We start from the raw sequence: 24,770 nt of genomic DNA on the forward strand, positions 1-24,770 counted from the left end.
AGAATGGGCATATTGATTGATCTCAAGAGTTTTGGTAGCCCGGGGGAGATTCGAACTCCCGTCAGAGGCTCCAGAGGCCCCGATGCTTGGCCGCTACACCACCGGGCTTAAATATCAGAATCTATTTGAGCCACTAATTCATAAAATACTTTTCTGTTCTCGCCGCTGCTTAATGTCTCCGCTTCTTTTTGAACGGTCTGCTCTCGGATAGGTGCCATGGAACCTGTATGTACGTCTTTTCTGAGAGGTTATTCTTTGTGTTAACCTTCAAATCTTCCCCGCTTATTCGCCGTATTAAGCCGCCTCTAGCCACGTTCAGTCTTAATCGGCCCTTGTATAGTGTTGTGTAGGCCCCTCTGACTTCGATCACCTCGTTTACCACGGGCTTTAGGGATGTGTTATCGCGAAGGGTTAGGATGACTGTTCCAGTCTCGTCGCCTACAAGCACCTCCGTAACCAGCCGTTGCCTTGTAATCCCCTTCGCCGGGATCGAGAATGTTGGGAAAATGCTCACGACCTTTACAATGAGGTTTAGGTCTTGGAAGTTGGGTTTTAGGCTGGCGACATTCACGTATTCTGTTGGTGTGAAACCCATATTTGACAGCTTCTTTAGAGGAGAGTATTGTGTTCGCCTAATTAAGAATATTGATGGGATTTATGAGAAGAGGACCGTAATCATTTCTCTCCTTTTCTGCCTTATTCCGATGATGATTTCTTTAACCCTTCTGAGAGCCTCCTCCACATAGGCTTCTCTTACATCCTCAACCCCGAAAGCTTCTACGGCCCCTTTATAGATGATGCTTGGCGATGCCACGGAATCCTCTAAGAATCGGAATAGTGTTGTGAAGTCAAATCTCCTATTCTCGATTACGGAGACAAGCCACGCAAAGTTCTCGAGCATGTGGAGGGAGCTTGAAATCATGTAGTGAGCGGCCTCTTCGAAGTAGGCGTCCTCTATGAGAGATTGCGCACGGTTAAAGAATCCCTTCCAAAAACTCTCCCTGCAATAATAGTTCAGCGAGTTCATAACCTTATGGTGCAGGGTCTTCACTGTTGAGGAATTTGAATGGACGAAGCCTGAAGCTGCTTTCCACACGTCGGTTAGAGATGAGAGGATCCGCTCGCATCCCTGCTCTTCAGCTTGGGTGAGCGACGATATTCTAAGGTAATCTTCTAGGAGCTTGGAGGCTTCAAACCGCTCAGCCGATGACTTTACATGCTTGACGAAGCGGCTATTTGAAATCGGCAGCCTGTTCAGCTCTATTAGAATCTTCATCGTTGCATCTAGTGCCGCTGCCGCACTTACCTTAGCGCTCTTAAGGTCACCCTTATTGTAGGATGAGAAGCCTCTGCTCAGGTATATGTCCGCTTCAGTAAGATAATCCATTGTGCGCAGATCTATTCTTTCAGGCTTGCGGTAGGTATTCAGAATCAGCTCTTTGACCTTGGCAAGCTTCGCTTTACGGTCGAAGAGAATCTCAGCCTCAAATAGTTTTTGATCTATCTCGGGAGGGTTCTCCCTTAGAACCCATCTCTCCGGGACGAAGTCTAAATCTATAAAGAAACCGTCGATCTCAGCGCGCTCCACATACTCATAGCCGAGATTCCTAGAATCCACAATTAATAGGTCTATGTCGCTGCTTGACACTGCTTCGCCTCTGCTCCAGCTTCCGAAAAGGCAGACCCCTGATATGCTATCTCTAGCCTTCAGATCGTCTAGAAGTTCTTGGATTACTGAACCGACTTTCTCCGGCCAATCTCCCAATCTTTTCCCTCGCCGCATTCTAGCTCTCGTCATTCTAGTATAAAAGTTTCAACCCTTTATGTAGTTTTTACGGGCAGAGGAGACTTTTCATCATGTTGAGTGCTGCCTGTTTGGTCATATAAATATTTAGGCCGACCGAAAAATTTAAATATTAGAAGCCCCGCATAGTATCGGTCAAAACGGGGCTAATGAGCTAACTGATGATTCGGATCTCCCGGAGAACGGGAGGTGAAGAATCACGTTTTGTGAGGTTATCCGTTTTACTCTTTAGGCATAATAATGGAGGGTATGACCGAGATGGAGAAGAAGGAACTTCAGCCTCAGAGGCAGATAATGGCCAGCAAGTGTCCAGAATGTGAGAGTACAAACCTAATTCACGATTACGATAGTGGAGAGACCATATGCGGTAATTGCGGGCTCGTTGTGCAGGACATTATGATGGATGAGGGGCCTGAGTGGAGAGCGTTTACACAGGAGGAGAAGGAGTCCCGCAGCAGAGTTGGCATACCCACCTCATACTCGGTCCATGACAAGGGGTTATCAACGTCTATAGATAGGATTGACCGCGACGCGTTTGGCAGGAAGCTTCCACTATCGACGAGGCTCCAGATGTGGCGCCTGAGGAAGTGGCAGATAAGATCTAGGGTTCACTCATCTATAGATAGGAATCTTGCTCAGGCAATGACTGAACTTGACCGCCTATCAGATAAGGTTTCAGCACCCTCAGCGGTTAAGGAGAAGGCTGCGCTCATATACCGCAAAGCATTGGATGAGGGTCTTGTTAGAGGAAGGTCTATCGCCGCTATCGCGGCCGCTTCCCTCTATGCAGCCTGCAGGGCGACTGGCACGCCTAGAAATTTGAGGGAGATTGCAAGAGCAAGCTTGGTTAAGAAGAAGGATGTTGCTAGATGCTATAGGCTTCTGCTGCGTAAGCTTGATATTCAGATGCCGATCGCTGATCCCATCATATACATATCAAAAATATCTGAGAAAGCAGCGATACCGGGTCACATACAGTCGATAGCTGTTCAAATCTTGAGCGAGGCTAAAGAAAAAAATATTTCTGCGGGAAAGGATCCGATGGGGCTTGCCGCAGCGACTCTTTATATCGCATGTAAGAGGGCCGGCGAAAAGAAGACCCAGAAGGAGATCGCTGACGCTGCAGGCGTCACAGAGGTCACTGTTAGGAATAGGTTTAAGAATCTTAAGAAGCTGCTGAACCTGGAAATCCCTGATTAGACTTCAGATTTATCCTCGTTACCCATCTTCTTTTCTATTTCTAAAATTAGTGGGCCAATATAGCCGCATTCTAGGCAGATGTATCTTGTCGGAATGAGCCAAGCGTCAAGTTTGCTGGACAATTTAATGTTGACGCTTCCACAGCGTGGGCAAGCTTTTATGGTGGTGGATGTCGGGGAACGATGCGCAATAATTCTAAATAGCGATCTTATTCGCTTAAGCACCTTCATGAGAGATTCTTCTCGCCAGACTGCCTATTGCACTTCGATATTTTCTTCAGGGTAACCCATTTTAATGAGAAACTCGTATGCCTTTTCTCTTTGGTCCCCCTGCAGCATTATCTGCCCATTCTTGGCTGTTCCACCGCAGGCGCAGAAGCTTTTTAATTTCTGCGCGAGCCTTCCGAGGTCAATGTCTTTACTGTCTATGCCGTCGATAATCGTCATTGGTCTATTGAACTTTCTTGTCTCCGCCCGGACAATAATTTTCTGCTGCTCCTTACTGATCTCTCCACAAACACAGATGTCCTTAGGAAGACCACACTTTGGACAGATGTCAACCATTACTCTGGTCTTTGCTCCTTTATCGCCTCAACCAATATAGATGATTGGGGGATATTTAAGACTTTAGGGTTTGACCACTCTTCATAGTGGTGGAAGAGACCTTAATTGTTCGAGGACGTATCCGCGGATTTCTTGAGGGGTGGGCAGCTCGCACGCTATCTTTCCATCTTTTATGAGTGGTTTAAGCATTGGGTAAGTTAAGCCGCCGCATCTTGGGCATTTTGGAGACTGCTCGGATGATGGTTGCACAGTGTCCGCGAAGCATTTTTTGCACCGCCAGACCTGTTTCTTCCCGCTTAATTTCCCCCTTTTAGCCGCATATCTTCCCTCGACTTCCACAATGTCCATTGCGAAGTCAACTGTTGGGGCGTTGCTTATAGATGTCCCCACACCAAAGGCCTCGGCGCCAGCATCTCTCAGAATTCTGATTGACTCCTCGTCTAGGCCTCCTGAGACAAAGATCTTCACATGCTTATATCCTCGGAGGTCAAGTTCCCATCTTACTTCGCGCACAATCTCGGCGAAGTTCCCTTTACGCGACATTGGGGTATCTAACCTTACGCCGTAGAGCCTATCTTTTAGAGCATCTGCCGCCATAATGGCCTCAACCTTCTCGTCTAGGTATGTGTCCACTAGACAGATTCTCGGCACATCCTCCGGCATCAGTTCATCAAATGATCTCCAAGCTTCTATCTGGCTTCCCAACGCTACGATTAGGGCGTGCGGCATGGTTCCGCTCGGCTTGATTCCGATGCGTTCAGCCCCTATCACGCTTGACACTCCATCAAGCCCGCCGATGTAGGAGGATCTGTCAAGCATAGGCGCTATTGCCGGATGCATCCTGCGTATGCCGAAGGCGATGACTAGCTTATCTCCCGCAACCTTTCTCACCCTCGCAGATTGTGTTGCAACTCCAGTAGACTGGCAGAGCATGCCGAGCATCGGGGTTTCTAGGAGACAGAACTCGCCATATGGCCCCTCAACATATAGGACTGGTTCCCTAAAGCCCCTGTAATCATGTGGGAAGAAGATTGTTCCTTCCGGCATCGCGTACACGTTAACTGGGCATCCCTCAAAGAGGTTGGCGACCTCCTCAATCCCGCATAGGACTGCCCATTCCCATCCCTTCGGTAATCCTCCGGCAGTTACCTCCGCCACAACATTAACCCTATCCTTCTTCTTGGCTTGTAGAATCTGCTTCGTCCTTACGAAGTATATGTCTGTTGTCTTCCCATTCTTTATCTCTTCGTCGTCAGCGTAATAGAAGCGCCTCAAATTCTACACCTATCCGAATGGGTATTGATTGAGAAGGATATGTCAGTCTGGCCTTAAAAACTTGTTTTCCTACGCATATGTGCGGCTTGGATGCGGATGATGTAGAGTGGAATAAAAATATAGGGATACTAGGCTGTTATGTTTTCGATTGGTGTTCTATGCTTCCCCACAAAGGGAAGTGATCCGTTTCCAGTTCTCGTCAACCCATCTTTGGATGACTTCGACCTCATGTTGAAACTCAGGTGTGAATAGGTGTCTAAATCTGCCCTGAACCTTAAGGAATTCTGAGACCGGTTTAGGCGTCGGAACCTTTATGTTAAGTTTATACCTTCCTCTCTCAAACTCGTAGACTGGCCAGTATCGTGTTTGGACGGCAAGTCTTGCCACCTCAATACTCTTGTCAGAGTCGAATCTCATTCCTAGAGGGCATGGTGAAAACACGTGGATGACTGCCGGCCCCTTCACGTCAAGAGCCTTCTGAACTTTTGTTATGTAATCGTTCCAGTAGGCAGGTGAAGCTGTCGCCGCATATTCTATGCCATGGGCCACGCATATGCCTATAAGATCCTTCTTGAACTCGGGTTTCCCGGGGATCACCCTTCCAGCCGGGCTTGTCGTAGTTGATGCTCCATGTGGTGTCGCTCCGGATCTCTGGATCCCAGTGTTCATGTAGGCTTCGTTGTCATAGCATATGTAAACGAGGTCGTGCCCTCTTTCCATGGCGCCTGACAGCGCCTGGATTCCTATGTCGAAGGTTCCACCGTCGCCTGCGAATGCTATAACATCAACATCCTTATTCCAGGCTTCCCTCTTGGACAGGGCTTTGACGGCGGATTCTATGCCTGAGGCGACGGCTGCTGCATTCTCGAAGGCGATGTGGACCCATGGGATTCTCCATGAGGTGTATGGGTAGATGGTGGATGAGACCTCTAAGCATCCTGTCGCATTAACGGCTATCGTTGGTCTCTTAAGCGCCTTCATAGTCATACGTACAATTATTCCGGCGCCGCATCCAGCGCAGAGTCTATGCCCAGAAGTGAAGAGCTCCTCCGTCGTCAGCTCCTTTAATGTGACCATCTATTCTCTCACCCCAACAAATTTTACTGGCTCATTCACTTTTCCAGTCTTGGATACTTCAAGGCCTTCCTCGAAGAGGCCTCTAATGTCGGATGGTGCGATATCTCTTCCTCCTAGCCCATATACGACGTTAATCACCTTCAATTCCCTCTCCGCCTGATATAGAGCCGAGATAACGTCGCTGCAGAGTGGGTTGTAGGGTGCTCCGAAGCTGCAGGCCCTGTCCAGAACTATTAGGGCCTTCAGGTTTTCGGTTGCCTTGACGATCTCCTCGGCTGGGAATGGTCTATATATCCAGGGCTTTATGACGCCTACCTTGAAGCCTTTCTTGCGCATGCTGTCCGCCACATATTTTGTTGTTCCAGCGGTGCTTCCGAGGCAGAGTATTGCTACTTCAGCATCCCCAATTCCGAAGGTGTCAATAATCCCGTACTTTCTTCCAGAAATCTGCTCGTATGCCTCATTAACTGAGCTTATGACCCCCTTTGATTCCTTGATGGCCTCGACTTGCTGGCGTTTCATCTCGAAGTAGTAGTCTGTGAGGCATAGTGCGCCCACGGTTATGGGTTTGGCAGGATCAAGCGTTATCTCAGCCTTTCTTGTTGAAACAAAACTGTCAACTGCCTTATCGTCTAGGGTCTTTACACCTTCGAGGGCGTGGGAGAGGATGAAGCCGTCTATGTTGACACTGACTGGGAGTAGCGCTTTTTTGTCCTCAGCTATCCTGAAGGCTTGAATTGTCCAGTCATAGGCTTCCTGCACATTCTCCGCGTATATCTGAATCCAGCCGCAGTCTCGGGAGCCCATCATGTCCGAGTGGTCGCCGTGAATGTTAATGGGCGCTGAAAGTGCGCGGTTGACGACACCCATGACTATTGGGCACCTTAGGCCAGAGGCGATATAGAGCATTTCATGCATTAGTGCTAAGCCCTGGCTTGAAGTTGCTGTGAAGACTCGCGCTCCAGTTAGGCTTGCGCCTATGCAGGCTGAGAGAGCTGAATGCTCAGATTCTACGCATATGAACTCTGTCTTTACTTCACCGTTATGAACGTACTCGCTGAAGGCTTCGACGATTATCGTCTGCGGTGTTATGGGGTAGGCTGCGACGACGTCTACGTTGCACTGCTTAACCGCGTAGGCTATCGCTTCATCGCCTGTTAAACCGATAAGTTTACTCATGCTCACCTCTTCTCCTCTATCATCGTTATCGCCTTGACTGGGCACTCATTTGCACATATGCCGCATCCTTTACAGTAATCTAGATCTACGGTGACGTGTTTTTCTAAGCGTTTTATCGCCCCGTCTGGGCAGTATATCCAGCATATGAGGCAGTTGACGCATTTATTCGTGTCTATTACTGGTCTGAAGGCTCTCCAGTCTCCGGTCTTATACTTCGTTGCGGAACCTGGCTCCAAGAGTATGCCGCCGATGGGAACAGTTTTCCAACCGGGTTTCTTCTCTTCACCCAACGATCTTCGCCTCCTCATATGCTCTGGCTATAGCCGCTATGTTCTTTTCGCCTACGGCTCCTGGAAACCTTTCCCTAATCACCCTGTTGATTGACTCTAGGGTTACAAGTTTGACGCCCCTAGCAAGTGCTCCTAGCATCGCAGTATTGTATATTGGTCTTCCAAGAATATCGAGCGCGATTCTGACCGCGTCGACCGTGCAGACTCGGGCATTCCTAACCCCAAGTCTCCTCCCGAGTTCTTCAGGTTGTTTATCAGTATTCGCGATTATCGTTCCATTCTCAACCAGCCCCTTTGTCACGTCTATGGCGCCGATCAGTGTTGGGTCAACCACGACCACGATGTTCGGCATATATATGTGACTGTGGATGGTTATCGGTTCATCTGATATTCGCGTGTACCCTGTGACCGGTGCTCCTCTCCTCTCAGGGCCGAACTCTGGGAATGCCTGAACATATTTGCCGTCATATAAGCCTGCATATGCTAGGAGCCGGCTTACGGTGACTATTCCCTGTCCTCCTCTTCCATGCCACCTAATCTCGCTTAACAGGTAAGCGCCCTCCTGTACGCGTTTTTCACTCCAGGTTTATGGTTAATGGGAAATACATCAAACTTATAACTTTACCTATAAGTGAACGTTATTCACTCCTTTTACAGAGTGCTGTCTGGAGGAGGAGCACGAGGAAGCTGAGGGTGAAGCTGAATAGGTATGGCGCGTTTCGGGCGGATTCTGAGAGGGTTCCGCCTATCAGAGGCCCGATGACGTATCCCAGCCCAATGAGACTTTCGAATATTCCTGCTGCGTAAGCTTTTGATTGGCTCCATAGTCTGAAGAGCGATGATATTGAGGCCGCATAGGATAGGCCTGCGCCGAAACCGTAGACTATGAAACAGAAGGTGAAAGATTGGGGGGTTGAGGCCTGTGAGGTGATGAGGGATGCGGTGGCGAGGGATAATGATCCAAGAAGGAACATTCCGTTCTTTCCAATCTTTGCCTCTATCCTCGTTGCTTTTAGGAATGTGAGGACCCTCGCGGCGCCGAATGAGAATGTTATGAAGCCGATCTCATATGGCGGAAAGTTCAAATCTGTTGCGTGGTATGGGAAGAGGCAGGTTATTATCCCAACCGTTGTGGAGAAGAGGATGATTGATGCGAATGCAAGGTTGGCGGATCTCATCTCCCTTTTTAGCATCATATTGAATGAGGCCCTCTCATGCTCTTTCTTCTGCTCCATAATGAAAATAAGGCTTAGGATGCCTAGGGGTATTGAAAGGACTGTTGAGAATATGAAGGGCGAGAGTATAGAAAACCTTTCAATCAGCATTCCTCCTATTAGGGGGCCGAGCAGCATGGCTAAGCTCCAAGAAATATTGAACTTCCTCAGCGTCTCTTCGAGTCTCTCACTATGAAGATCTGCAATAAGCGCCTCTACTGATGGCCAGAAGATTGCGGCTGAAAGGCTTTCCAACCCTCTCACCATGATGAGTATTATTGAATCTTTGGTGAGACTGTAGAGTATGCAGGAAAGCCCGAAAGAGAGGAGGGATAGGTAGACAAAACGTTTTCTTCCGAAACGGTCTGAAAGCATGCCTGAGATGAGCGGCATGAAGGAGTATATGAGACCGCCAGTCGAGCCTATGATGCCTACGAGGAAGGGCGAGGCCCTTAACATGTTTGCGTAGATTGGAACTGCTAGGCTTGTTACGCCTGCAAGCATTTGAAATGCGAATACGTCAAGATAGAGAAAGGTCTCTGAGATTCCGGATTTGGGATGCTCTGCATCTTCGCTGTTCACGCGCATAAGTTAACAGGTTCAAGGCTATAAACAGATTTCTCTATTCCAGAAGAGAAAAAGTGTTAAGAAGTATGTGATACCTGTGGGTCTCGAGAAAAAAGTGGGTGAAGAGCGGGGAATGTGCAAGATTTAGCGTTATTTAGAATTCGCCGCCGCCATAGCCGCCCGATGGTGCGCCCTCTTCCCCTTTAGGCGTCTTCGGAGGCTTCATCTTCCCCGCGGCTATGATATCATCGATCTTTAATATCATTGTTGCAGCTTCGGTTGCAGACTTTATTATCTGCTTCTTCACTGCCAGCGGTTCGTAGACTTCAAGTTTCTGCATGTCCTTGACGTCTCCTCCAAAGACGTCGACTCCGGCCCATATCTCTCCCTTCTCATGCCTCGCTCTGAGCTCCGACGTTATGTCGATTGGATCTAAGCCTGCGTTTTCGCCGAGAGTTATTGGAATGACTTCTAGAGCGTCTGCAAAGCATTGGACGGCGAGCTGCTCTCTTCCGGGCAGGGTTTCCGCGTATTCTCTTAGGGTCTTTGCAACCTCGATTTCCGGCGCGCCGCCTCCGAGAACCACCTTCGGCTCCTGGACCACGTCTCTTACAACGCAGAGAGCGTCGTGGACGGATCTTTCAGCTTCGTCTACGATCCTCTCTGAGCCGCCTCTAATGAGTATGGCGACTGACCGCGGGTTCCTGCATCCCTCTATGAATGTCATCTTGTCATCTCCGATCTTTCGCTCCTCTACCAGGGCGGCGTATCCTAAATCCTTCTCTGTCAAGTCTTCCAGGTTGGTTACAACTTTTCCTCCAGTGGCCTTGGCGAGCTTCTCCATGTCTGACTTCTTGGCTCTCCTCACGGCGAGTATCTTCTTTCTGGCTAGGAAGTGTTGGGCCATGTCGTCTATGCCCTTCTGGCATATGACCACGTTCGCCCCGGTTGCAGCGATCTTCTCAACCATGTTTCTGAGCATGTTCTCTTCTTCGCGGAGGAAGGCTTCCATCTGCTCCGGTGTCTCGATGTTGATCTTCGCGTCGAATTCTGTCTTCTCAACCTCTAGTGCGCAGTCCAGTAGCGCTATCTTGGCTTCTTCGACGCGTTTCGGCATGCCTGGATGTACAACTTCCTTGTCGAGGACAATACCCTTTATGAGTTTCGTCTCTGTAATGGATTCTCCCGGTTTCTTTTCGACCATTATGTCGTCTAAGTCGACTCTGTAGCTGTCTCCAACTTTTTGGGCCACGTGGAGAACTGCTTCGACGGCTATGTCTGCTAACAGTTCACGGTTCTCGGAGACTAGCTTGCTCGCCATAGCTGTCATTGCGACCTTCTTGAGGTATATCTTGTCGAGCGGATCTACTTTGATGGCGATCTTTTCAAGGGTCTCCAGTGCCTTGTCAGCCGCCTTCTTGTAGCCGTCGATGATGATAGTTGGGTGAACATTCTTGTTCAGGAGGTCCTCCGCCTTCGTCAGGAGCTCCCCAGCAACGATGACGGAGCTTGTTGTTCCGTCTCCAACCTCGTCATCCTGGGTTTTGGCAACTTCAACCATCATCTTGGCTGCCGGATGCTCAACGTCGATCTCGTCTAGTATGGTTCGGCCGTCACTTGTTATGGTGACGTCTCCTAGGCTGTCCACCAGCATCTTGTCCATTCCCTTTGGTCCTAGGGAACTCTTAACGGCCTCTGCTATGATGCGGGCGGCCATTATATTGTTGTGCTGCGCTTCTTTTCCCCTGGATCTTGTTGACCCTTCCTTTAAGATCAGGACCGGAATTCCCTGAGCGGTGGACATGGATATCTCCTCCAGGTATGTTGATAATTAAATATTTTTATGCTATGAAGAATAGGTCGAATTTATATACTTTTCTAAACTGGTAAGCGGATTATTGGCTCCGCGGAACCGTCAAGTTTAAGTCTGGAGGTAAAGGATTTTTGTAGTGTAGGCACCGGTGAGATAAATGAAGGATAGGAAGAAACGCAGTTTGTTTGACGAGTTTTTTGGCAGCTCCCTGTTTGAGGATATAGACAAGATCTTTGAGGATATGCGAGAAGGTAAAGAAGTTGAGAGCGGCTATTCCATAAGCGTTACGCAGACTCCGCAGGGGACAAAGGTCCATGTTAGGGCTGGGAAAGGTGTGGACGTGAACACGTTGAGACGGCAGCTTGAGAGGCAGTATCCTAATGCGCAGATTGAGATAGAGGGGGGCCGGCCGCTGATTAGGGAGATCTCGACGAAACCGATAATTGAAGAAGATAAGGATGAAGGCGGCAGGTGAACTTTGGCGCCGCATGCCTTTAACATCATATCTTCCTGCCTGAGCTTTTGCGCTTGTACCTAGAAAATAGAAGTAAAAATCTCTCTATTTTCGATCACCCCCTCCTAGGTGTTTATATACTCTGATTAGGATTTGACCTCTGCGGGTCTACTGTACAAGGGTTCTGGAAAATGATCTTCAATACCTCTAAATAAGGTCTTTCTGTTCTTACATAGACGAAGACCAAAATTACTCAAACGAGCTATTATGCCGATTGCATGCCTATCAGCTCTGTTTATCAGCAACTCTACCCTTAGATGCCTTAAATCCTCCCATATATCTCATAAATGTTAAGGAAAGATCTTCTGGAATCCTTATGCAATCATACTAAAGCCGAGGTATATCCTGAAGACTGGATTAAAGCAGATGATAACAGATCGATTATCTTTATAAGGAAAGTTACAAATAGAAGATAATCGAAAAATAGATGTAATCAACGCGAAAATTACCCAGTAAAAGACCGAAAGCTCCAAAAAACCGCCTCGGGTTTGAAGACGAAAAATCCCATAAAGGGAATTGAAAGACCGATTTGTCGAGAAGAAGCATCTTAATCAATGTAATAATCTGGAATAGTCGCCTTTAGGCGAATCTCTAAGGCTTTTATGGTATGTTTTCGTGTTTTTCGTTTTTTAGGGCTGCGGAAGTGTTGTCAGGGTGACTGTGGAGAATCGAAGATGGGGGAAGACACTAACATCTAATTATTTGAATTTTGGCGTTGTAAGGATTCTCTACGTTCGGAAAATCACCTTTATTTGGCGGGATCATCTTACCAATATGTGCCGCTACGTCAAACGTTTAGAGGGTTCAGGCCTGATGTTCCGGGGAAGATTCGCTGGAGCTTGTTGCAAAAGATAAATAAATGTGCTGGGTAACAGTAAACTAGTTCAATGGGCCGGTCGTCTAGCCTGGTTAGGACGTCTGCCTGACGCGCAGAAGGTCGCCAGTTCAAGTCTGGCCCGGCCCACTTATTTTCTGGTTGCTCTACCTGTTTTTTTCAGCGCATTTTTTGGATTTGAAGTTAAAGGAAGTTAGAGGTTTAACTGGCAACTAAAATACTTAAGGCTTGAGTGCTCAAATCTTTTATCCGAGGCAGGAATATTTGCGCAGATGCTACCTAATTAATGGATCTAATGAGAAGAACATTGTTAGACTACTCTTCTATAACCCAGAATTAGACGGCCTCATAGAGTTTGAGAATGAGAATTACAAACCATACTTTTTCACAGTGCCGGATGTTAGCGGCGTGATCAGTGAGTCCCTGAAAGACCTTTCAGCAAATTTAAGCGTCGGGGAGAAGATTGATCTCTTCTCTGGAAAGCCTAGAAAGTTACTTAGGGTAGAGCTCTCAGATCCCTCTCAACTTCAAGTAGTCTCCAGGCTTCTCAGGAGCGGATGGGAAAGCGAGGTTCCCTACGTGTCAAGCTACGTGTATGATAATGGGCTGGTTTTCGGCGCAATGCACACCATTGACGGAAAGCCCACAATAACAACAGACGTAGATGAGGACATCAAACTAAGATTTCGGGAAAAGTTTTCAAGCCTTAGGGATGCTGACCCCCTCAAGTATGAGATGCTGGAATTCTGGTTCTCACTCTGCTCCCAGCCGATACCGCAGACCTCCCCCAACAAGCTAGGTTTACGGCAAGATATAGGCTATGAAAGCCTATACCTAGCATTCATGCTATCCCGCCTGGCTAACATCCCACTGCCATCCGCGCTTTCAAGCCGCCAGGTCAGCGTATGGATAAAATCCATTCTCCACTCATACCTGAGAAGGAAGAATACCCTGATCCCAGCTGACAACGAGCTTAGGAAGGGCGAAACTCCAAGAAGCATTCCAGGCGGCTTAACCTTGCCACCTAAACCTGGAACATACTTCAACACCTACGTCCTAGACTTCGAGAGCCTATACCCAAGCATCATCGACTCCTACAACCTGTCATATGAGACAATAGACTGCAACCACGGTGAATGCGCGGGGAATAGGGTTCCAGGCGCCAAGCACCATGTCTGCACGAGAAGGAGAGGCGTCTACTCCATACTAATCGGGGCTCTAAGAGATCTTAGAGTCCAATGGTTCAAGCCCATCTCGAGAGACCCAAAGATTCCTGAGGAGCAGAGGAGGCTGGCCGAAGCAGCATCAAGGCTCCTGAAGCTGATACTGGTCGCAAGCTACGGCGTTACAGTCAGAATAAGAGGACTAGCATGCCCAGCCCTTGCCGAATCAATAACAGCATACGGCAGATACGCCCTTAAGGAGAGTTGGAGCATCGCTGAGGAGATGGGGCTTGAACCGCTCTACGGCGACACCGACTCACTCTTCATCAACAACCCCGATGAGGTTAGGGTACAGCAGCTCATAGGGGTGGTGAGAGAAAGGCTCCGCCTAGGCCTGGCTTTGGACAAGATCTACAGCGTCTGCATCCTCACAAGAGCTATGAAAGCCTATTTCGGCGTCAGGAAGGACGGACAGCCGGATATCAAGGGCTTAACAGCTATAAAAGCCAACTCGCCAAACTTCATAAAGAACGTCTTCAACAAATGCGTCAGCCATCTCGTAAATGTTGAAAACTGGGCAGATCTTGAAGCGGCGAAGCAGGGGATGAGGCAGACGGTGACGGACGCTATAGCGGATCTGAGAGCTGGAAGAATCCCGATAAGCGACCTCAAATATAATGTCAGACTGCATCTTGAGCCTCTGGAGAGAGCGGAGAGAGAGACGATGCATCAACCATACCAGTCCGCCATCCAATTCATGATGCTTGGTAAGGGTCTGCGGCATGGAGACATTGTCTCCTTTGTAAAGGTTAAGCCATTCACCTTCGCAGGGAAGGTCTTCACGGTTAAACCCTCCCACCTAGTAACGGATCTAAGAGAAGTTGACATAGAAAGTTATGTAAGAAACCTGAAGTCAGCCCTCAGCCAAGTCTTCAGGCCGATGGGCCTCTCCTTCGAGGATGAGCAGAAGAGGACGCTCGCCGACTTCATCTAGACTTAGAAAGGCTACATCTTCCTCATTCATATTCCATTCATAATCTGTTCTTACTGGTTTAACAATTCGAAAAAGGTTTATATTTCCCATGACGATAACAAAAACAAACCCAAAAAATGGATCAGAGTGAAGCAGAAATGAGCAGAGAACCAATTAAGTGGATAGTGGAAGACCCGAAAAAGAAGAACGTCTTCTGGCCCTCCGAGGAGATGAAGAAAAGGGCATGGGTAAGCGACCCATCAATATATGAGGAGGCAGCGAAAGACCCTGTTGGCTTCTGGGCGAAACTCGCTAAGGATGGGATAACATGGTTCAAAGAGTGGACCGAAACCTACAGGCGGGTCCCCCCATCCTATAAATGGTTTATAGGCGGAAAACTGAACATCTGCTATAACGCCGTTGATAGGCATGTAGAAACATGGAGGAGAAACAAGGCGGCTATAATATGGGAGCCTGAACCAACTGATGAGCGGACTAGAATCCTAACCTATTACGACCTTTACCGAGAGGTAAACAAGTTTGCCAATGTACTGAAGAAGCTGGGCGTCAAGAAGGGCGACAGGGTCGGCATATACCTGCCAATGATCCCAGAGGTTCAGATAGCAATGCTTGCCTGCGCCCGTATAGGAGCTGTTCACAGCGTCGTATTCTCAGCTTTCAGCGGAGCCTCCCTCAGAGACAGAATGATAGACGCTGGGGCCAAAGTCCTGGTAACTGCGGACGGATACTACCGAAGAGGAAAGCCCGTCAATCTAAAGGAGAACGCTGATGCAGGTGTTGAGGGGACATCTATAGAAAAAGTCGTTGTCGTTAAGAGGCTTGGCAGCGAAGTCAAGATGGTTGAGGGCAGAGACTACTGGTGGCATGAATTGATGAAGGATGCGGAAGCGTACTGCGAGCCAGAAGTCATGGACAGCGAGGACATGCTCTTCATACTATACACAAGCGGAACGACAGGTAAGCCGAAGGGCATTGAGCATCATGTTGGAGGATACACCGTCCAGGCATACTGGACAACAAAATGGGACTTCGACCTACACGACGATGACGTCTTCTTCTGCACGGCCGACATCGGATGGATCACAGGCCACACATACAATTGTTATGGACCCCTCATGAACGGCGCAACATTCGTACTATATGAGGGTGCACCAGATTATCCAGCCCCTGACAGATGGTGGGAAATAGTTGAGAAGTATGGGGTCACAGTCTTCTACACCGCGCCAACCGCAATCAGGATGCTGATGAGATTCGGCGATGAGTGGGTTAAGAAGCATAACCTAAGCAGCCTAAGGATCCTTGCCACGGTCGGCGAGCCGATTAATGAGGAGGCTTGGCTATGGTACCTCAACGTCGTAGGCGGTGGCAGATGCCCAATAATTGACACGTGGTGGCAGACAGAGACAGGCGCGACGCTCATAAACTCCCTGCCGGGAATAGGCCCATTCATACCCACCGTAGCCGGAAGGCCGTTCCCAGGAACAAGGTTTGCCGTCCTAACAGAGGAGGGAAAGCCGACGGGTATAGGTGAAGGCGGATTCCTCGTCCAGATGGATCCCTTCTCGCCAGGAATGTTCAGAACCATCTATAAGGATCCGCAGAGGTTCAAGGAGCAGTACTTCGGCCCATACGGCGAAAACTATTACTTCACAGGCGACGGCGCGTACATTTACGACTCCATGGGCAACATTAGGATAACTGGAAGAGTCGACGATGTCATGAAAGTTGCAGGCCATAGATTATCAACGGCAGAAGTTGAGAATGCGATAGCACTTCACCCGGCGGTCGTAGAATGCGCGGTTGTCGCGGCGCCGCATGACATCAAGGGCGAGGTTCCAGTGGCCTTCGTCACGCTAAAGCCAGGATACAACCCGACGCCTGAGCTTGAGGCTGAACTGAAGAAGCAAGTGGACAAGGCGATAGGCCCGACAGCCAGACCGGAAAGGGTCATAATTGTCGACGATCTACCAAAAACCAGGAGCGGAAAGATCATGCGGAGGATTCTTAAAGCCTTAACCAGCAATCAGCCAATAGGCGACATCTCAACCCTAATGAACCCAGAGTCAGTAGAGGCGCTTAAGCAGAAAGTAGGCTATAAAGGATCACCATAAACATCCTCGACAACCCCATTAATTTTTTTTTATGTAATATCATTTATTGCAAAGAGCATAGTTAGCAGTTCCTGAATAAGATTGATCAAGTATTTTGCGGCTGCCTGTCGCGGAATAAAGGTCTCCGCGGACTTTAATCGCTCAAACAATTATGGCCAAGTGTGAAGCAAGCAAAAACGACATAGCCTACACATAATCTGGGACAGCATAGGAAAAGAGGACCCGCCAAAACTTGGTGGGCCCGGGGCGATTCGAACGCCCGACCAACAGGTTTCTCATCCAGGCATTATGAGCCTGCCGCTCTAACCGTGCTGAGCTACGGGCCCATAACTGTCATAGAAAATATCGGTCAGCTCCTTACTTAAGAATTTTCCTCCGCGCCTAGGCCTTTTTGGACATTTTTCACTAACATTTGATTAAAAAACTAATATGCTTCTAAGCGTTTCCTCCCCCGACTCCTCTATTAAGATGATAATCCTTAAATAATATTACTCTCTTCGCTAATGTCAATCCGGCGGGATGAGGGGCACATTCTAATATGAAGGCGGATAGGCGGATCGTCTTACTTGACCAATCAATCGCCAAACACAATTACAGGAAAGACTCCCTTCTGGAGATACTGCACACCGCACAGGAGATTTACGGCTACCTGGACAGGGAGATCCTTCTTCATATTGCCAATGCGCTGAAGATTCCGCCGAGCCACGTCCTCGGTGTCGCAACATTCTACAATTTCTTTAAGCTTAAGAAGCCAGGGGCGCATGTAGTGACCTTCTGCTATGGAACCGCCTGCTTCGTCAGGGGCGTCGAAGAAATAGTCGCCGCAGTCGAACGTGAATTCAATGTTAAACGCGGCGAAACAAGCCCTGACGGCAGACTCTCAGTATTCATCACGAGATGCATCGGCGCATGCGCCATGGCCCCAAACGTTATTATCGATGATGAGCATATCGGAAAGGCGACGAAAGATCTTACGATAAATAAGATTAGGCAGCGTCTGGAGGCCTGGAAATGAAAGTCGCCGAATTACTGAAAATCGCAGAGGAGGAACACAGAAAGAGAGAATCCATCCGCTATAGAATAAACGTATGCTGCTCAACGGGCTGCCTCCCGCTCGGCGCAACAAAGGTTTTGAAAGCCTTCGAAGATGCCTTGAAAGAGTTCGGAGTAGATGATATATGCAGGACTTGTCGAACTGGCTGTGTCGGAACATGCTATGTTGGTCCAGCAGTAGTTGTAGAACCAGGCGACTACCTCTACCAGAATGTTAAACCAGAAGATGCGAAAGAGATTGTTAGGAGCCACATAGTAGAGGGAAAGCCTGTCGAGCGGCTACTCTACAAGAATGAGGCCTTCTTCAGGAAGCAGGTTAAAATCGTGATGAGAAACGCTGGCAAGATTGATCCATTCAGGATTGAGGATTACCTGGCTGTTGGAGGATACTTCGCACTGATAAAATGCCTGGAGAAGATGACGCCGAAGGACGTCATTGACGAAGTTTCCGCGAGCGGTCTTAGAGGAAGAGGCGGGGCTGGTTTCCCAACAGGCCAGAAATGGAGTTTTGTAGCAAGGGCCACTGGCAGACCTAAATATGTCGTCGCAAACCTGGATGAGGGGGATCCCGGCGTCTTCGCGAATAGAACACTTGCCGAAGCGGATCCACATTCAATACTGGAGGGTATGCTGATAGCTGCCTACGCAGTAGGCGCTGAGCAAGGCTACATATACGTCAGAGCGGAATACCCCCTTGCAATCCAGACCCTTAGAAAGGCGATTGACCAGGCGAGGTCCTTCGGCCTCCTTGGACAAAATATTCTGGAATTAAACCTGAACTTCGATATTGAACTGAGACTGGGAGCAGGGGCCTTCGTGGCAGGAGAGGAGACGGCGATATTGGCCTCAATTGAGGGTAGAAGGGCCATGCCCACCCCGAGGCCTCCATACCCTGCTACCTCAGGCCTATGGAAGAAGCCAACACTCATCCAGAATGTAGAGACATTGGCGAATATCCCAGTTATCATCATGAATGGGGGGGCATGGTTCGCAAAGATCGGCTCACCTGGCTGCAGCGGCACAAAATGCTTCTCTCTAACCGGGAAAGTTAACAATCCTGGGCTGATCGAGGTTCCTATGGGAATCACATTAGGCGAGGTAATTTTCGAGATCGGCGGCGGCGTCCCAGAAGGAAGGAGATTTAAGGCCGTTCAAGTTGGTGGGCCCTCAGGAGGATGCCTTCCTGAGGAGATGCTCTCGCTGCCGATCGACTATGAATCTCTAACCAAGGCTGGGGCCATAATGGGCTCAGGCGGCATTGTAGTGATGGACGATGAAACCTGCATGGTTGACACCGCAAAATTCTTCACAGAATTCTGTGTAGACGAGTCATGTGGAAAATGTGTGCCATGCAGGGTCGGACTATTCAAGGTGAAATCAATTTTCGATAAGATAATGAATAAAGAGGCGGAGATGAGAGACCTTCAGACTCTCGAGGAGCTCTGCAACATGATAAAGGAAGCAAGCTTATGTGGACTCGGCCAAACGGCGCCCAATCCCGTACTAACAACGCTTCGATACTTCAGAGACGAGTATGCCGCGCACATCGTTGAGAAGAAGTGCCCCTCAGGAAGATGCTTCAAAGAATAATATTATGGAAGGTTAAGGAGAATGAGTGAAGTAACCATTAAACTCAAGATTGACGGAAAGGAGGTCACTGCGCTAAACGGTGAAACGATTCTCGAAGCTGCCAAGAAGTCTGGGATAGAGATACCGACGCTATGCCATCTTGAGGGTCTCTCAGCCTTCGGGGGATGCCGCCTCTGCATCGTCGAGATTAAAGGGTCGACTAAACTCTTCGCTGCATGCACAACCCCAGTCGCACCTGGAATGGAGGTCATAACAGAATCGCCTAAGCTAAGAGAGTACAGGAAGATGATCGTTGAACTCTTGCTTTCAGAGAGCGCACATGCATGCGCAGTCTGCGTCGCTAATGGGAACTGTGAGCTGCAGGAATTAGCCCAAAAACTCGGCGTGGATCATCTCAGATTTAACAGGCGCTGGACCGGGTACAGAGTAGATTCATCACATAGCCGATTACTTCTGGATCCGAACAGATGCATACTTTGTACAAGATGTATAAGGGTCTGCGACGAAATTGAGGGTGTTCACGCCTTAGATTTGAAGATGAGGGGGAAAGACTCGCAGGTAATTGTTGATCTAGACGACCCATGGGGCTCCTCAGAGTCCTGCACCTCATGCGCAAAATGCGCTAAGGTCTGCCCAGTAGGCGCGATATACATCAAAGGTGAACCAGTCTCCACGACAAGGGCAAAGAACATTCCATCCTTTATTCTAGAGAGGAGGAAACGTTAGCATGGGGGAGAAAAGGAAGGTCAAGCTCGCAACCGCCTGGTTATCTGGCTGTTCAGGTTGCCACATGTCTTTCCTCGATCAGGACGAGCGCCTCATAGAATTAGCCGAGAAGATTCAATTGGTCTACAGCCCGCTAATGGATGCAAAAATATTCCCCGATGACGTTGACGTGACACTGGTGGAGGGTGCCGTCGGAAATGAGGAGGACGCAGACCTCTTAAGGAATATAAGAGCGCGAACTAGGATTCTGGTCTCACTGGGAGACTGCGCCGTGACAGGGAACATACCGGGCTTGAGGAATGCTCTCGAAAAAAGTGTGCAATCGGTCCTTGAAAGAGCATATATGGAGAATGTGGATAATAAGCCGCAGATCCCGAGTGAAGATCTCCCGAAACTTCTTGAGAATGCAAGGCCATTACATGAATTTGTCGAGGTAGACTTCTATGTCCCAGGATGCCCCCCATCAGCAGATCTGATAAACTACATCTTAACCGAGATTCTGGCTGGAAGAAGACCGAACATGGAGGGAAAATGCAAGTATGGTTAGAAGTCCTAGGCCATCAGAACATGAAATCACAATAGCCCCTGTAACCAGGATAGAGGGGCACGCAAAAGTAACAATTCGATTAGACAGAGAAGGATCAGTGAAGGATGCAAGGTTCCAAGTTATAGACTTCAGAGGCTTCGAAAAGTTCTGCGAGGGACGCCCATTCTATGAGATGCCCAGCATAACATCGAGGATATGCGGAATCTGCCCAGTCAGCCACTTACTTGCATCTGTGAAGGCATGCGATGATATTCTAGCGGTCACGATTCCGCAGACTGCGGTACTTCTTAGAAGACTCATGCATATGGGTCAGATCATTCAAAGCCACGCCCTAAGCTTCTTCTACCTTTCTTCACCCGACATCCTTCTTGGGATGGATGCAGAACCCGCCAAGAGAAACATCTTCTACATGATGGAGAAGTATCCCCAGATTGCACGCGACGGGATCAAGCTGAGGAAGTTCGGCCAAGAGATCATAGAAAGCCTGTCAGGAAGGAGGATCCACTCAAGCGAGTGGGTTGTGCCTGGCGGTGTAAGTTCACCGCTTAAGAGGGAAAAGGCTGAAGCCATTCAAAGAGACCTTCCTGAAGCATTGAGAATTGTCTCTGAAACATTATCAAACTTCAAAGAAAGACTGGAAATATTAGATGAGGAGATTGAAAGCTTCGGCAACTTTCCAACCTACTATCTTGGGATGGTGACCCAGAATGGCGAGATTGAACATTATGATGGCCCGCTGAGGATAGTTGACCCGAATGGCAGCGTCGTCGAGGATAATATAGACCCGAAGGACTATGCCAAGTATATAGGCGAAGCGGTGGAGCCCTGGACATACATGAAGGTGCCCTACCTAAAGCTCGTAGGCTACCCTGACGGCATATATAGGGTCGGCCCGCTGCCGAGGCTTAACGTCTCCTCTAGATGCGGAACACCTCTCGCGGACGCTGAGCTCAAAGAATATAGGAAGTTCGGAAGGAATGGAATTGTCCAAAGCACATTCATGTATCACTATGCACGTCTAATCGAAATCCTCTTCTGCATTGAGAAGGTTGATGAGATCTTAAAAGACCCGGCAACACATTCAGATCATGTGCAGGCAAAGGCCTCAGCAAATAGGATGGAGGGGATAGGCGTCGCCGAGGCGCCGCGGGGAACACTAATCCACCATTACAGGATTAGCAGGGAAGGCCTAATAACCTGGGCGAATCTCATCATAGCGACGGAACACAATAACCTAGCCTATAACAAGGCAATAGCCCAGGTTGCGAAGAAGTATATCCGCAGAGGACGGCTGGATGAAGGCTTGCTGAACAGGATTGAAGCAGTGATCAGAGCCTTAGATCCATGCCTAAGCTGTGCCACCCATGAGGTGGGAAGGATGCCCCTGCAGGTTAAGCTGGTGGATGATGAGGGGCACATCTTAGATCAGATCAGCCGTTAATGGACAGATCTTATTGTAGAATTGTGACGAGTAAATCAACTATTTTATGCATTGAAGCAGAGACCTGAGGTGTTAATCCCTCGCCAAGATCGGTCTTCATTGGCTGAATCAGCAAGAGGGCAATCTTTACCCCAAGCTCTCTAGCAATAAGTGTGCAGAATATACTTAAAGGGAGAGAGTGTGTAGAATAGGCGCGGGTCTGGGGCAATTCCTCGGGTCTAACAAGTCTCACTTGACCAGGCCCCAAGCCGAGCTCCCCAGCATCTACGATGAGAATATGGCTCGGAGAAAATTCTATTACATCATTAAGGAAGCTCTCCGGAGAGTCCTCACATTCAATAAGCCTAACCCTCTCCGACACCTTCCCCCGCAGTCTACGTATTATCTCAACACCGACAAAATCATCCATGCGTAAAGGATGCCCAACACCCAAAACAACAATCCTGCCCGCCCCGGCAAGCCACTCTCTTAGATCATCAAGCAGCATATGCGATCCCGCCTCTAAGCCGCATGCCTAATCCAATTTCGGCAGATAATCTCTCTCCGCCTGGTAGAGCTCAGCGAACATTCTCCTTATCTCTTCAAGGGAGCAGACAGATGCCGTCAACGGATCAAGCATCAACGCCCGCTCAGCCATCTCGTAGCTCCCGTTCATTATGGCCCTGACCGTCAAATCGTATACGGCCATCTGAGCCCTGTTGAGCGCTGCGAGATGAGGGGGCAGCTCCCCAAAGTACATTGGATGGATACCCTGACCGTCAACTAGGCAGGCGACCTCCACAACCTCATTTTGGGGAAGATTGGTTATAAGCCCAGTGTTGGCAACGTTTCCATATATAACATTGTATCGGTCAAATATTATGCTCTCAATGATCTGGGATGCATACTCAACACTTCTCGTTAGATTAGGCTCTTCTAATCCAGCAATTATCCTTCTCCGCCTCTCATCCGTAGCCTCCCTCCATCGCGGCCAATTCTTGGCGTAAAAACCGCTTTCGCCAAGATATCCCTCCCTACAATACCTCTTTATGAGGTCAGGCCTCTTCCTGAAGTATGGAACATACTCTGACATGTGACCACTCGACTCCGTGACAAAATATCCGAAGTGGAATAGAATCTCGAATTTCACCGGGTCCTTCTCGTATAGTGATGGGTCCTCCCTTGCCCTCCTCTTCAAAGTAGGATACATGTCCACGCCGTCATGCTTAAGCTCCGTGAACCATGACATATGATTGATTCCGCCGCACCTCCATTCAAGTTCATCATAGGGGACGCCAAGGTATCGGGCCAGATCCATCGATGTTGCCTGAACAGAGTGGCATAGACCCACAGCCTTCATCTTCGAAGCGCGAAAAGCAGCAAGCATCATGATCGACATCGGATTCGTATAGTTTAACACGTAAGCATTTGGGCAGAGCCTCTCCGCATCTTTAAGAATCTCAAGCCACACGGGAACTGTCCTGAGAGCCTTCATTATCCCTCCTGGACCAGTCGTGTCCCCGATGCACTGATCAACACCATACTTTAGAGGGATCTCATAATCATACTTAACCGTTTGAAGCCCGCTCACCTCGATTGAGTTAATTATAAAGTCGGAACCGGCCATAACCTCTTCCCGATCAGTAGAGGCGATAATTCTCCACCTCTTCTTCAATTTCTCATTAACTACTTCCGTTGCCTTCTGAGAAAGCTCCAACCTTTCCGGATCAATATCTACGAGACATAGCTCCCCACAGTCAAGCCCAGGAATCTGGAAGATGTCCTTACTGAGAACTGGGACGAAGCCGCTTCCAGCCCCAAGATAAGTAATCCTAATCATGCTGGTTCAGCTCCACACCATTCGCTAAGAACTTTATGTGATCTTCTAAATAGTCTTTCATCCTCTAAGCTCGCTTAAAAAATCGTTCAGCATGCAGAATGGACGGCAAAGTTCGTTAAACAAGCAGCTACAATAATATGATGGTGCCCATTCAAGTTGATATTGGGAAAAAGTCTTCTTGATTAAACTATTCATTGCTCATGTCATGTTCTTGGCGCTGTTTTGTATGTTCTGCGCCACCATCCACTCCCTAGTCTCCTCAATGCGAACAAGTATATGAAGCCCCATCGTTATCACAGTGAAGATTAGAGCTATGAAGCCGCACAACACTATAGCCGCCAAGAACTCCCTGAAGAGAAACATCAATACTATATTAATGCACGCCATACCTTCTGTTATGAACATGAGTAACGTGAAGTAACGCTTGTATCCGAAAGAGGAGCAAAGCCTGAACAGCCTTTTCTTTATATCCATGACCCAATATTCAGGCATAACATGTATTTAAAATATTGGTTGCAACCCTATATTCTAAGCCCCAATTTTTTGGCATGAAGTAATGTGCGGATTAACCATGCACTATGGAGCCTCTTACTAATTGCAACAACCCATTCTTATCGATAACACTTTTCTATTAGCTGCACCTATTGGGCTGTTATGATCCCCTCAAGATCCGCGGCGCTCATCGCTGTTTTTGCCTCATTACATGCCATTCTATATTTAATGTCATTTGGGCTCTGGAGAAACTGGGCCATCTATCTTGAACCCCTTGAGGGAATCATACTTGGTCCATATGCTGGGGCATTTACCGCGCTGATAGGAGGGGCCATCGCCAGATCCATCAGGCCCAATGAATACCTGGTCTTCGGCATAGTCGCTGAGCCTATAGGTGTACTTGCCACTGGATTCTTAGCCAGAGGCAAATGGCGCGGGGTCCTCCTCCTCTACGCGTTTATGCTTCTAGCCTATTTCATGCACCCAATAGGAAGATCGCTTCC

At 48.6% G+C, this 24,770-nt stretch carries 24 protein-coding genes and 3 tRNA genes; 11 read left to right on the top strand and 16 right to left on the bottom strand.

Features of this window, described 5'->3' with window-relative positions; all coding sequences use genetic code 11:
- Nucleotides 1–32 precede the first annotated feature (32 nt).
- From NZ952_05870 to NZ952_05880, 3 genes are all read right to left on the bottom strand, one after another.
- Nucleotides 33–108: transfer RNA gene (locus NZ952_05870), tRNA-Gln, on the bottom strand.
- 61 nt (nucleotides 109–169) lie between these two features.
- On the bottom strand, nucleotides 170–595 hold the full coding sequence (locus tag NZ952_05875) for a hypothetical protein (GenBank protein ID MCS7120712.1): 426 nt from the start codon (nucleotides 593–595) through the stop codon (nucleotides 170–172).
- A gap of 60 nt (nucleotides 596–655) precedes the next feature.
- Nucleotides 656–1,765, bottom strand: coding sequence for a nucleotidyltransferase domain-containing protein (locus NZ952_05880; protein MCS7120713.1), 1,110 nt, complete (start codon nucleotides 1,763–1,765; stop codon nucleotides 656–658).
- Nucleotides 1,766–2,098: 333 nt separating this feature from the next.
- Between NZ952_05880 and NZ952_05885 the strand changes: the two genes are divergently transcribed.
- Nucleotides 2,099–3,004, top strand: a complete 906-nt coding sequence (locus NZ952_05885; protein MCS7120714.1) for a transcription initiation factor IIB — start codon at nucleotides 2,099–2,101, stop codon at nucleotides 3,002–3,004.
- Here NZ952_05885 and NZ952_05890 read toward each other — a convergent pair.
- From NZ952_05890 to NZ952_05930, 9 genes are all read right to left on the bottom strand, one after another.
- On the bottom strand, nucleotides 3,001–3,234 hold the full coding sequence (locus NZ952_05890) for a hypothetical protein (protein ID MCS7120715.1): 234 nt from the start codon (nucleotides 3,232–3,234) through the stop codon (nucleotides 3,001–3,003). The genes NZ952_05885 and NZ952_05890 overlap by 4 nt on opposite strands.
- A gap of 24 nt (nucleotides 3,235–3,258) precedes the next feature.
- The gene (locus tag NZ952_05895) at nucleotides 3,259–3,567 is read right to left on the bottom strand and encodes a translation initiation factor (protein ID MCS7120716.1); all 309 of its coding nucleotides are present in this window, start codon (nucleotides 3,565–3,567) and stop codon (nucleotides 3,259–3,261) included.
- A gap of 81 nt (nucleotides 3,568–3,648) precedes the next feature.
- Nucleotides 3,649–4,842, bottom strand: coding sequence for a nicotinate phosphoribosyltransferase (locus tag NZ952_05900; protein ID MCS7120717.1), 1,194 nt, complete (start codon nucleotides 4,840–4,842; stop codon nucleotides 3,649–3,651).
- A gap of 156 nt (nucleotides 4,843–4,998) precedes the next feature.
- The gene (locus NZ952_05905; protein MCS7120718.1) at nucleotides 4,999–5,919 is read right to left on the bottom strand and encodes a thiamine pyrophosphate-dependent enzyme; all 921 of its coding nucleotides are present in this window, start codon (nucleotides 5,917–5,919) and stop codon (nucleotides 4,999–5,001) included.
- On the bottom strand, nucleotides 5,920–7,098 hold the full coding sequence (gene porA, locus NZ952_05910) for a pyruvate ferredoxin oxidoreductase (protein ID MCS7120719.1): 1,179 nt from the start codon (nucleotides 7,096–7,098) through the stop codon (nucleotides 5,920–5,922).
- 2 nt (nucleotides 7,099–7,100) lie between these two features.
- Nucleotides 7,101–7,388 (bottom strand): pyruvate synthase subunit PorD, encoded by a 288-nt coding sequence (porD, locus tag NZ952_05915; GenBank protein ID MCS7120720.1) that lies wholly within the window; start codon nucleotides 7,386–7,388, stop codon nucleotides 7,101–7,103.
- Nucleotides 7,381–7,938, bottom strand: a complete 558-nt coding sequence (locus NZ952_05920; GenBank protein ID MCS7120721.1) for a pyruvate ferredoxin oxidoreductase subunit gamma — start codon at nucleotides 7,936–7,938, stop codon at nucleotides 7,381–7,383. Before NZ952_05920 ends, porD begins: the two co-directional genes overlap by 8 nt.
- An 88-nt stretch (nucleotides 7,939–8,026) precedes the next feature.
- The gene (locus NZ952_05925; protein ID MCS7120722.1) at nucleotides 8,027–9,190 is read right to left on the bottom strand and encodes an MFS transporter; all 1,164 of its coding nucleotides are present in this window, start codon (nucleotides 9,188–9,190) and stop codon (nucleotides 8,027–8,029) included.
- Nucleotides 9,191–9,323: 133 nt separating this feature from the next.
- Nucleotides 9,324–10,973 carry a TCP-1/cpn60 chaperonin family protein gene (locus tag NZ952_05930; GenBank protein ID MCS7120723.1) on the bottom strand — a complete coding sequence of 550 codons (1,650 nt, stop codon included), beginning with the start codon at nucleotides 10,971–10,973 and terminating at the stop codon, nucleotides 9,324–9,326.
- Nucleotides 10,974–11,139: 166 nt separating this feature from the next.
- Between NZ952_05930 and NZ952_05935 the strand changes: the two genes are divergently transcribed.
- From NZ952_05935 to acs, 4 genes are all read left to right on the top strand, one after another.
- Nucleotides 11,140–11,457 carry a hypothetical protein gene (locus NZ952_05935; GenBank protein MCS7120724.1) on the top strand — a complete coding sequence of 106 codons (318 nt, stop codon included), beginning with the start codon at nucleotides 11,140–11,142 and terminating at the stop codon, nucleotides 11,455–11,457.
- A 928-nt stretch (nucleotides 11,458–12,385) separates the two neighbouring features.
- Nucleotides 12,386–12,460: transfer RNA gene (locus tag NZ952_05940), tRNA-Val, on the top strand.
- A 135-nt stretch (nucleotides 12,461–12,595) separates the two neighbouring features.
- Entirely contained in the window at nucleotides 12,596–14,488 is a 1,893-nt protein-coding gene (locus NZ952_05945) for a hypothetical protein (protein ID MCS7120725.1), read from the top strand.
- 137 nt (nucleotides 14,489–14,625) lie between these two features.
- Nucleotides 14,626–16,599, top strand: coding sequence for an acetate--CoA ligase (gene acs, locus NZ952_05950; GenBank protein ID MCS7120726.1), 1,974 nt, complete (start codon nucleotides 14,626–14,628; stop codon nucleotides 16,597–16,599).
- A gap of 233 nt (nucleotides 16,600–16,832) precedes the next feature.
- On the opposite strand, the gene NZ952_05955 is transcribed toward acs, so the two are convergent.
- Nucleotides 16,833–16,925, bottom strand: a tRNA-Ile gene (locus NZ952_05955).
- 212 nt (nucleotides 16,926–17,137) lie between these two features.
- Between NZ952_05955 and NZ952_05960 the strand changes: the two genes are divergently transcribed.
- Genes NZ952_05960 through NZ952_05980 form a run of 5 tightly spaced genes read left to right on the top strand, consistent with a single transcriptional unit; the run spans nucleotide 17,138 to nucleotide 21,956 of the window.
- Nucleotides 17,138–17,614 (top strand): NAD(P)H-dependent oxidoreductase subunit E, encoded by a 477-nt coding sequence (locus tag NZ952_05960; protein MCS7120727.1) that lies wholly within the window; start codon nucleotides 17,138–17,140, stop codon nucleotides 17,612–17,614.
- Complete coding sequence (locus NZ952_05965; protein ID MCS7120728.1) at nucleotides 17,611–19,242, top strand: SLBB domain-containing protein; 1,632 nt, start codon at nucleotides 17,611–17,613, stop codon at nucleotides 19,240–19,242. Before NZ952_05960 ends, NZ952_05965 begins: the two co-directional genes overlap by 4 nt.
- 21 nt (nucleotides 19,243–19,263) lie before the next feature.
- Complete coding sequence (gene hoxU, locus NZ952_05970; GenBank protein MCS7120729.1) at nucleotides 19,264–19,968, top strand: bidirectional hydrogenase complex protein HoxU; 705 nt, start codon at nucleotides 19,264–19,266, stop codon at nucleotides 19,966–19,968.
- A 1-nt stretch (nucleotide 19,969) separates the two neighbouring features.
- The gene (locus NZ952_05975; GenBank protein MCS7120730.1) at nucleotides 19,970–20,515 is read left to right on the top strand and encodes an NADP oxidoreductase; all 546 of its coding nucleotides are present in this window, start codon (nucleotides 19,970–19,972) and stop codon (nucleotides 20,513–20,515) included.
- Complete coding sequence (locus NZ952_05980; protein MCS7120731.1) at nucleotides 20,508–21,956, top strand: Ni/Fe hydrogenase subunit alpha; 1,449 nt, start codon at nucleotides 20,508–20,510, stop codon at nucleotides 21,954–21,956. The genes NZ952_05975 and NZ952_05980 overlap by 8 nt, the downstream gene beginning before the upstream one ends.
- A 10-nt stretch (nucleotides 21,957–21,966) precedes the next feature.
- Here the strand turns inward: NZ952_05980 and NZ952_05985 are convergent, their stop codons facing one another.
- The 3 genes from NZ952_05985 to NZ952_05995 form a co-directional block, all read right to left on the bottom strand.
- Nucleotides 21,967–22,443, bottom strand: a complete 477-nt coding sequence (locus NZ952_05985) for a hydrogenase maturation protease (protein ID MCS7120732.1) — start codon at nucleotides 22,441–22,443, stop codon at nucleotides 21,967–21,969.
- Between the two features lie 27 nt (nucleotides 22,444–22,470).
- Entirely contained in the window at nucleotides 22,471–23,775 is a 1,305-nt protein-coding gene (gene melA / locus NZ952_05990; GenBank protein MCS7120733.1) for an alpha-galactosidase, read from the bottom strand.
- Between the two features lie 198 nt (nucleotides 23,776–23,973).
- The gene (locus NZ952_05995) at nucleotides 23,974–24,249 is read right to left on the bottom strand and encodes a hypothetical protein (protein ID MCS7120734.1); all 276 of its coding nucleotides are present in this window, start codon (nucleotides 24,247–24,249) and stop codon (nucleotides 23,974–23,976) included.
- 180 nt (nucleotides 24,250–24,429) lie between these two features.
- On the opposite strand from NZ952_05995, the gene NZ952_06000 reads away from it, so the two are divergent.
- On the top strand, nucleotides 24,430–24,770 hold a 341-nt coding region (locus NZ952_06000), incomplete at its 3' end, for a hypothetical protein (protein MCS7120735.1).

The organism is Candidatus Bathyarchaeota archaeon, assembly GCA_025059045.1.
GTDB lineage: Archaea > Thermoproteota > Bathyarchaeia > Bathyarchaeales > DTEX01 > JANXEA01.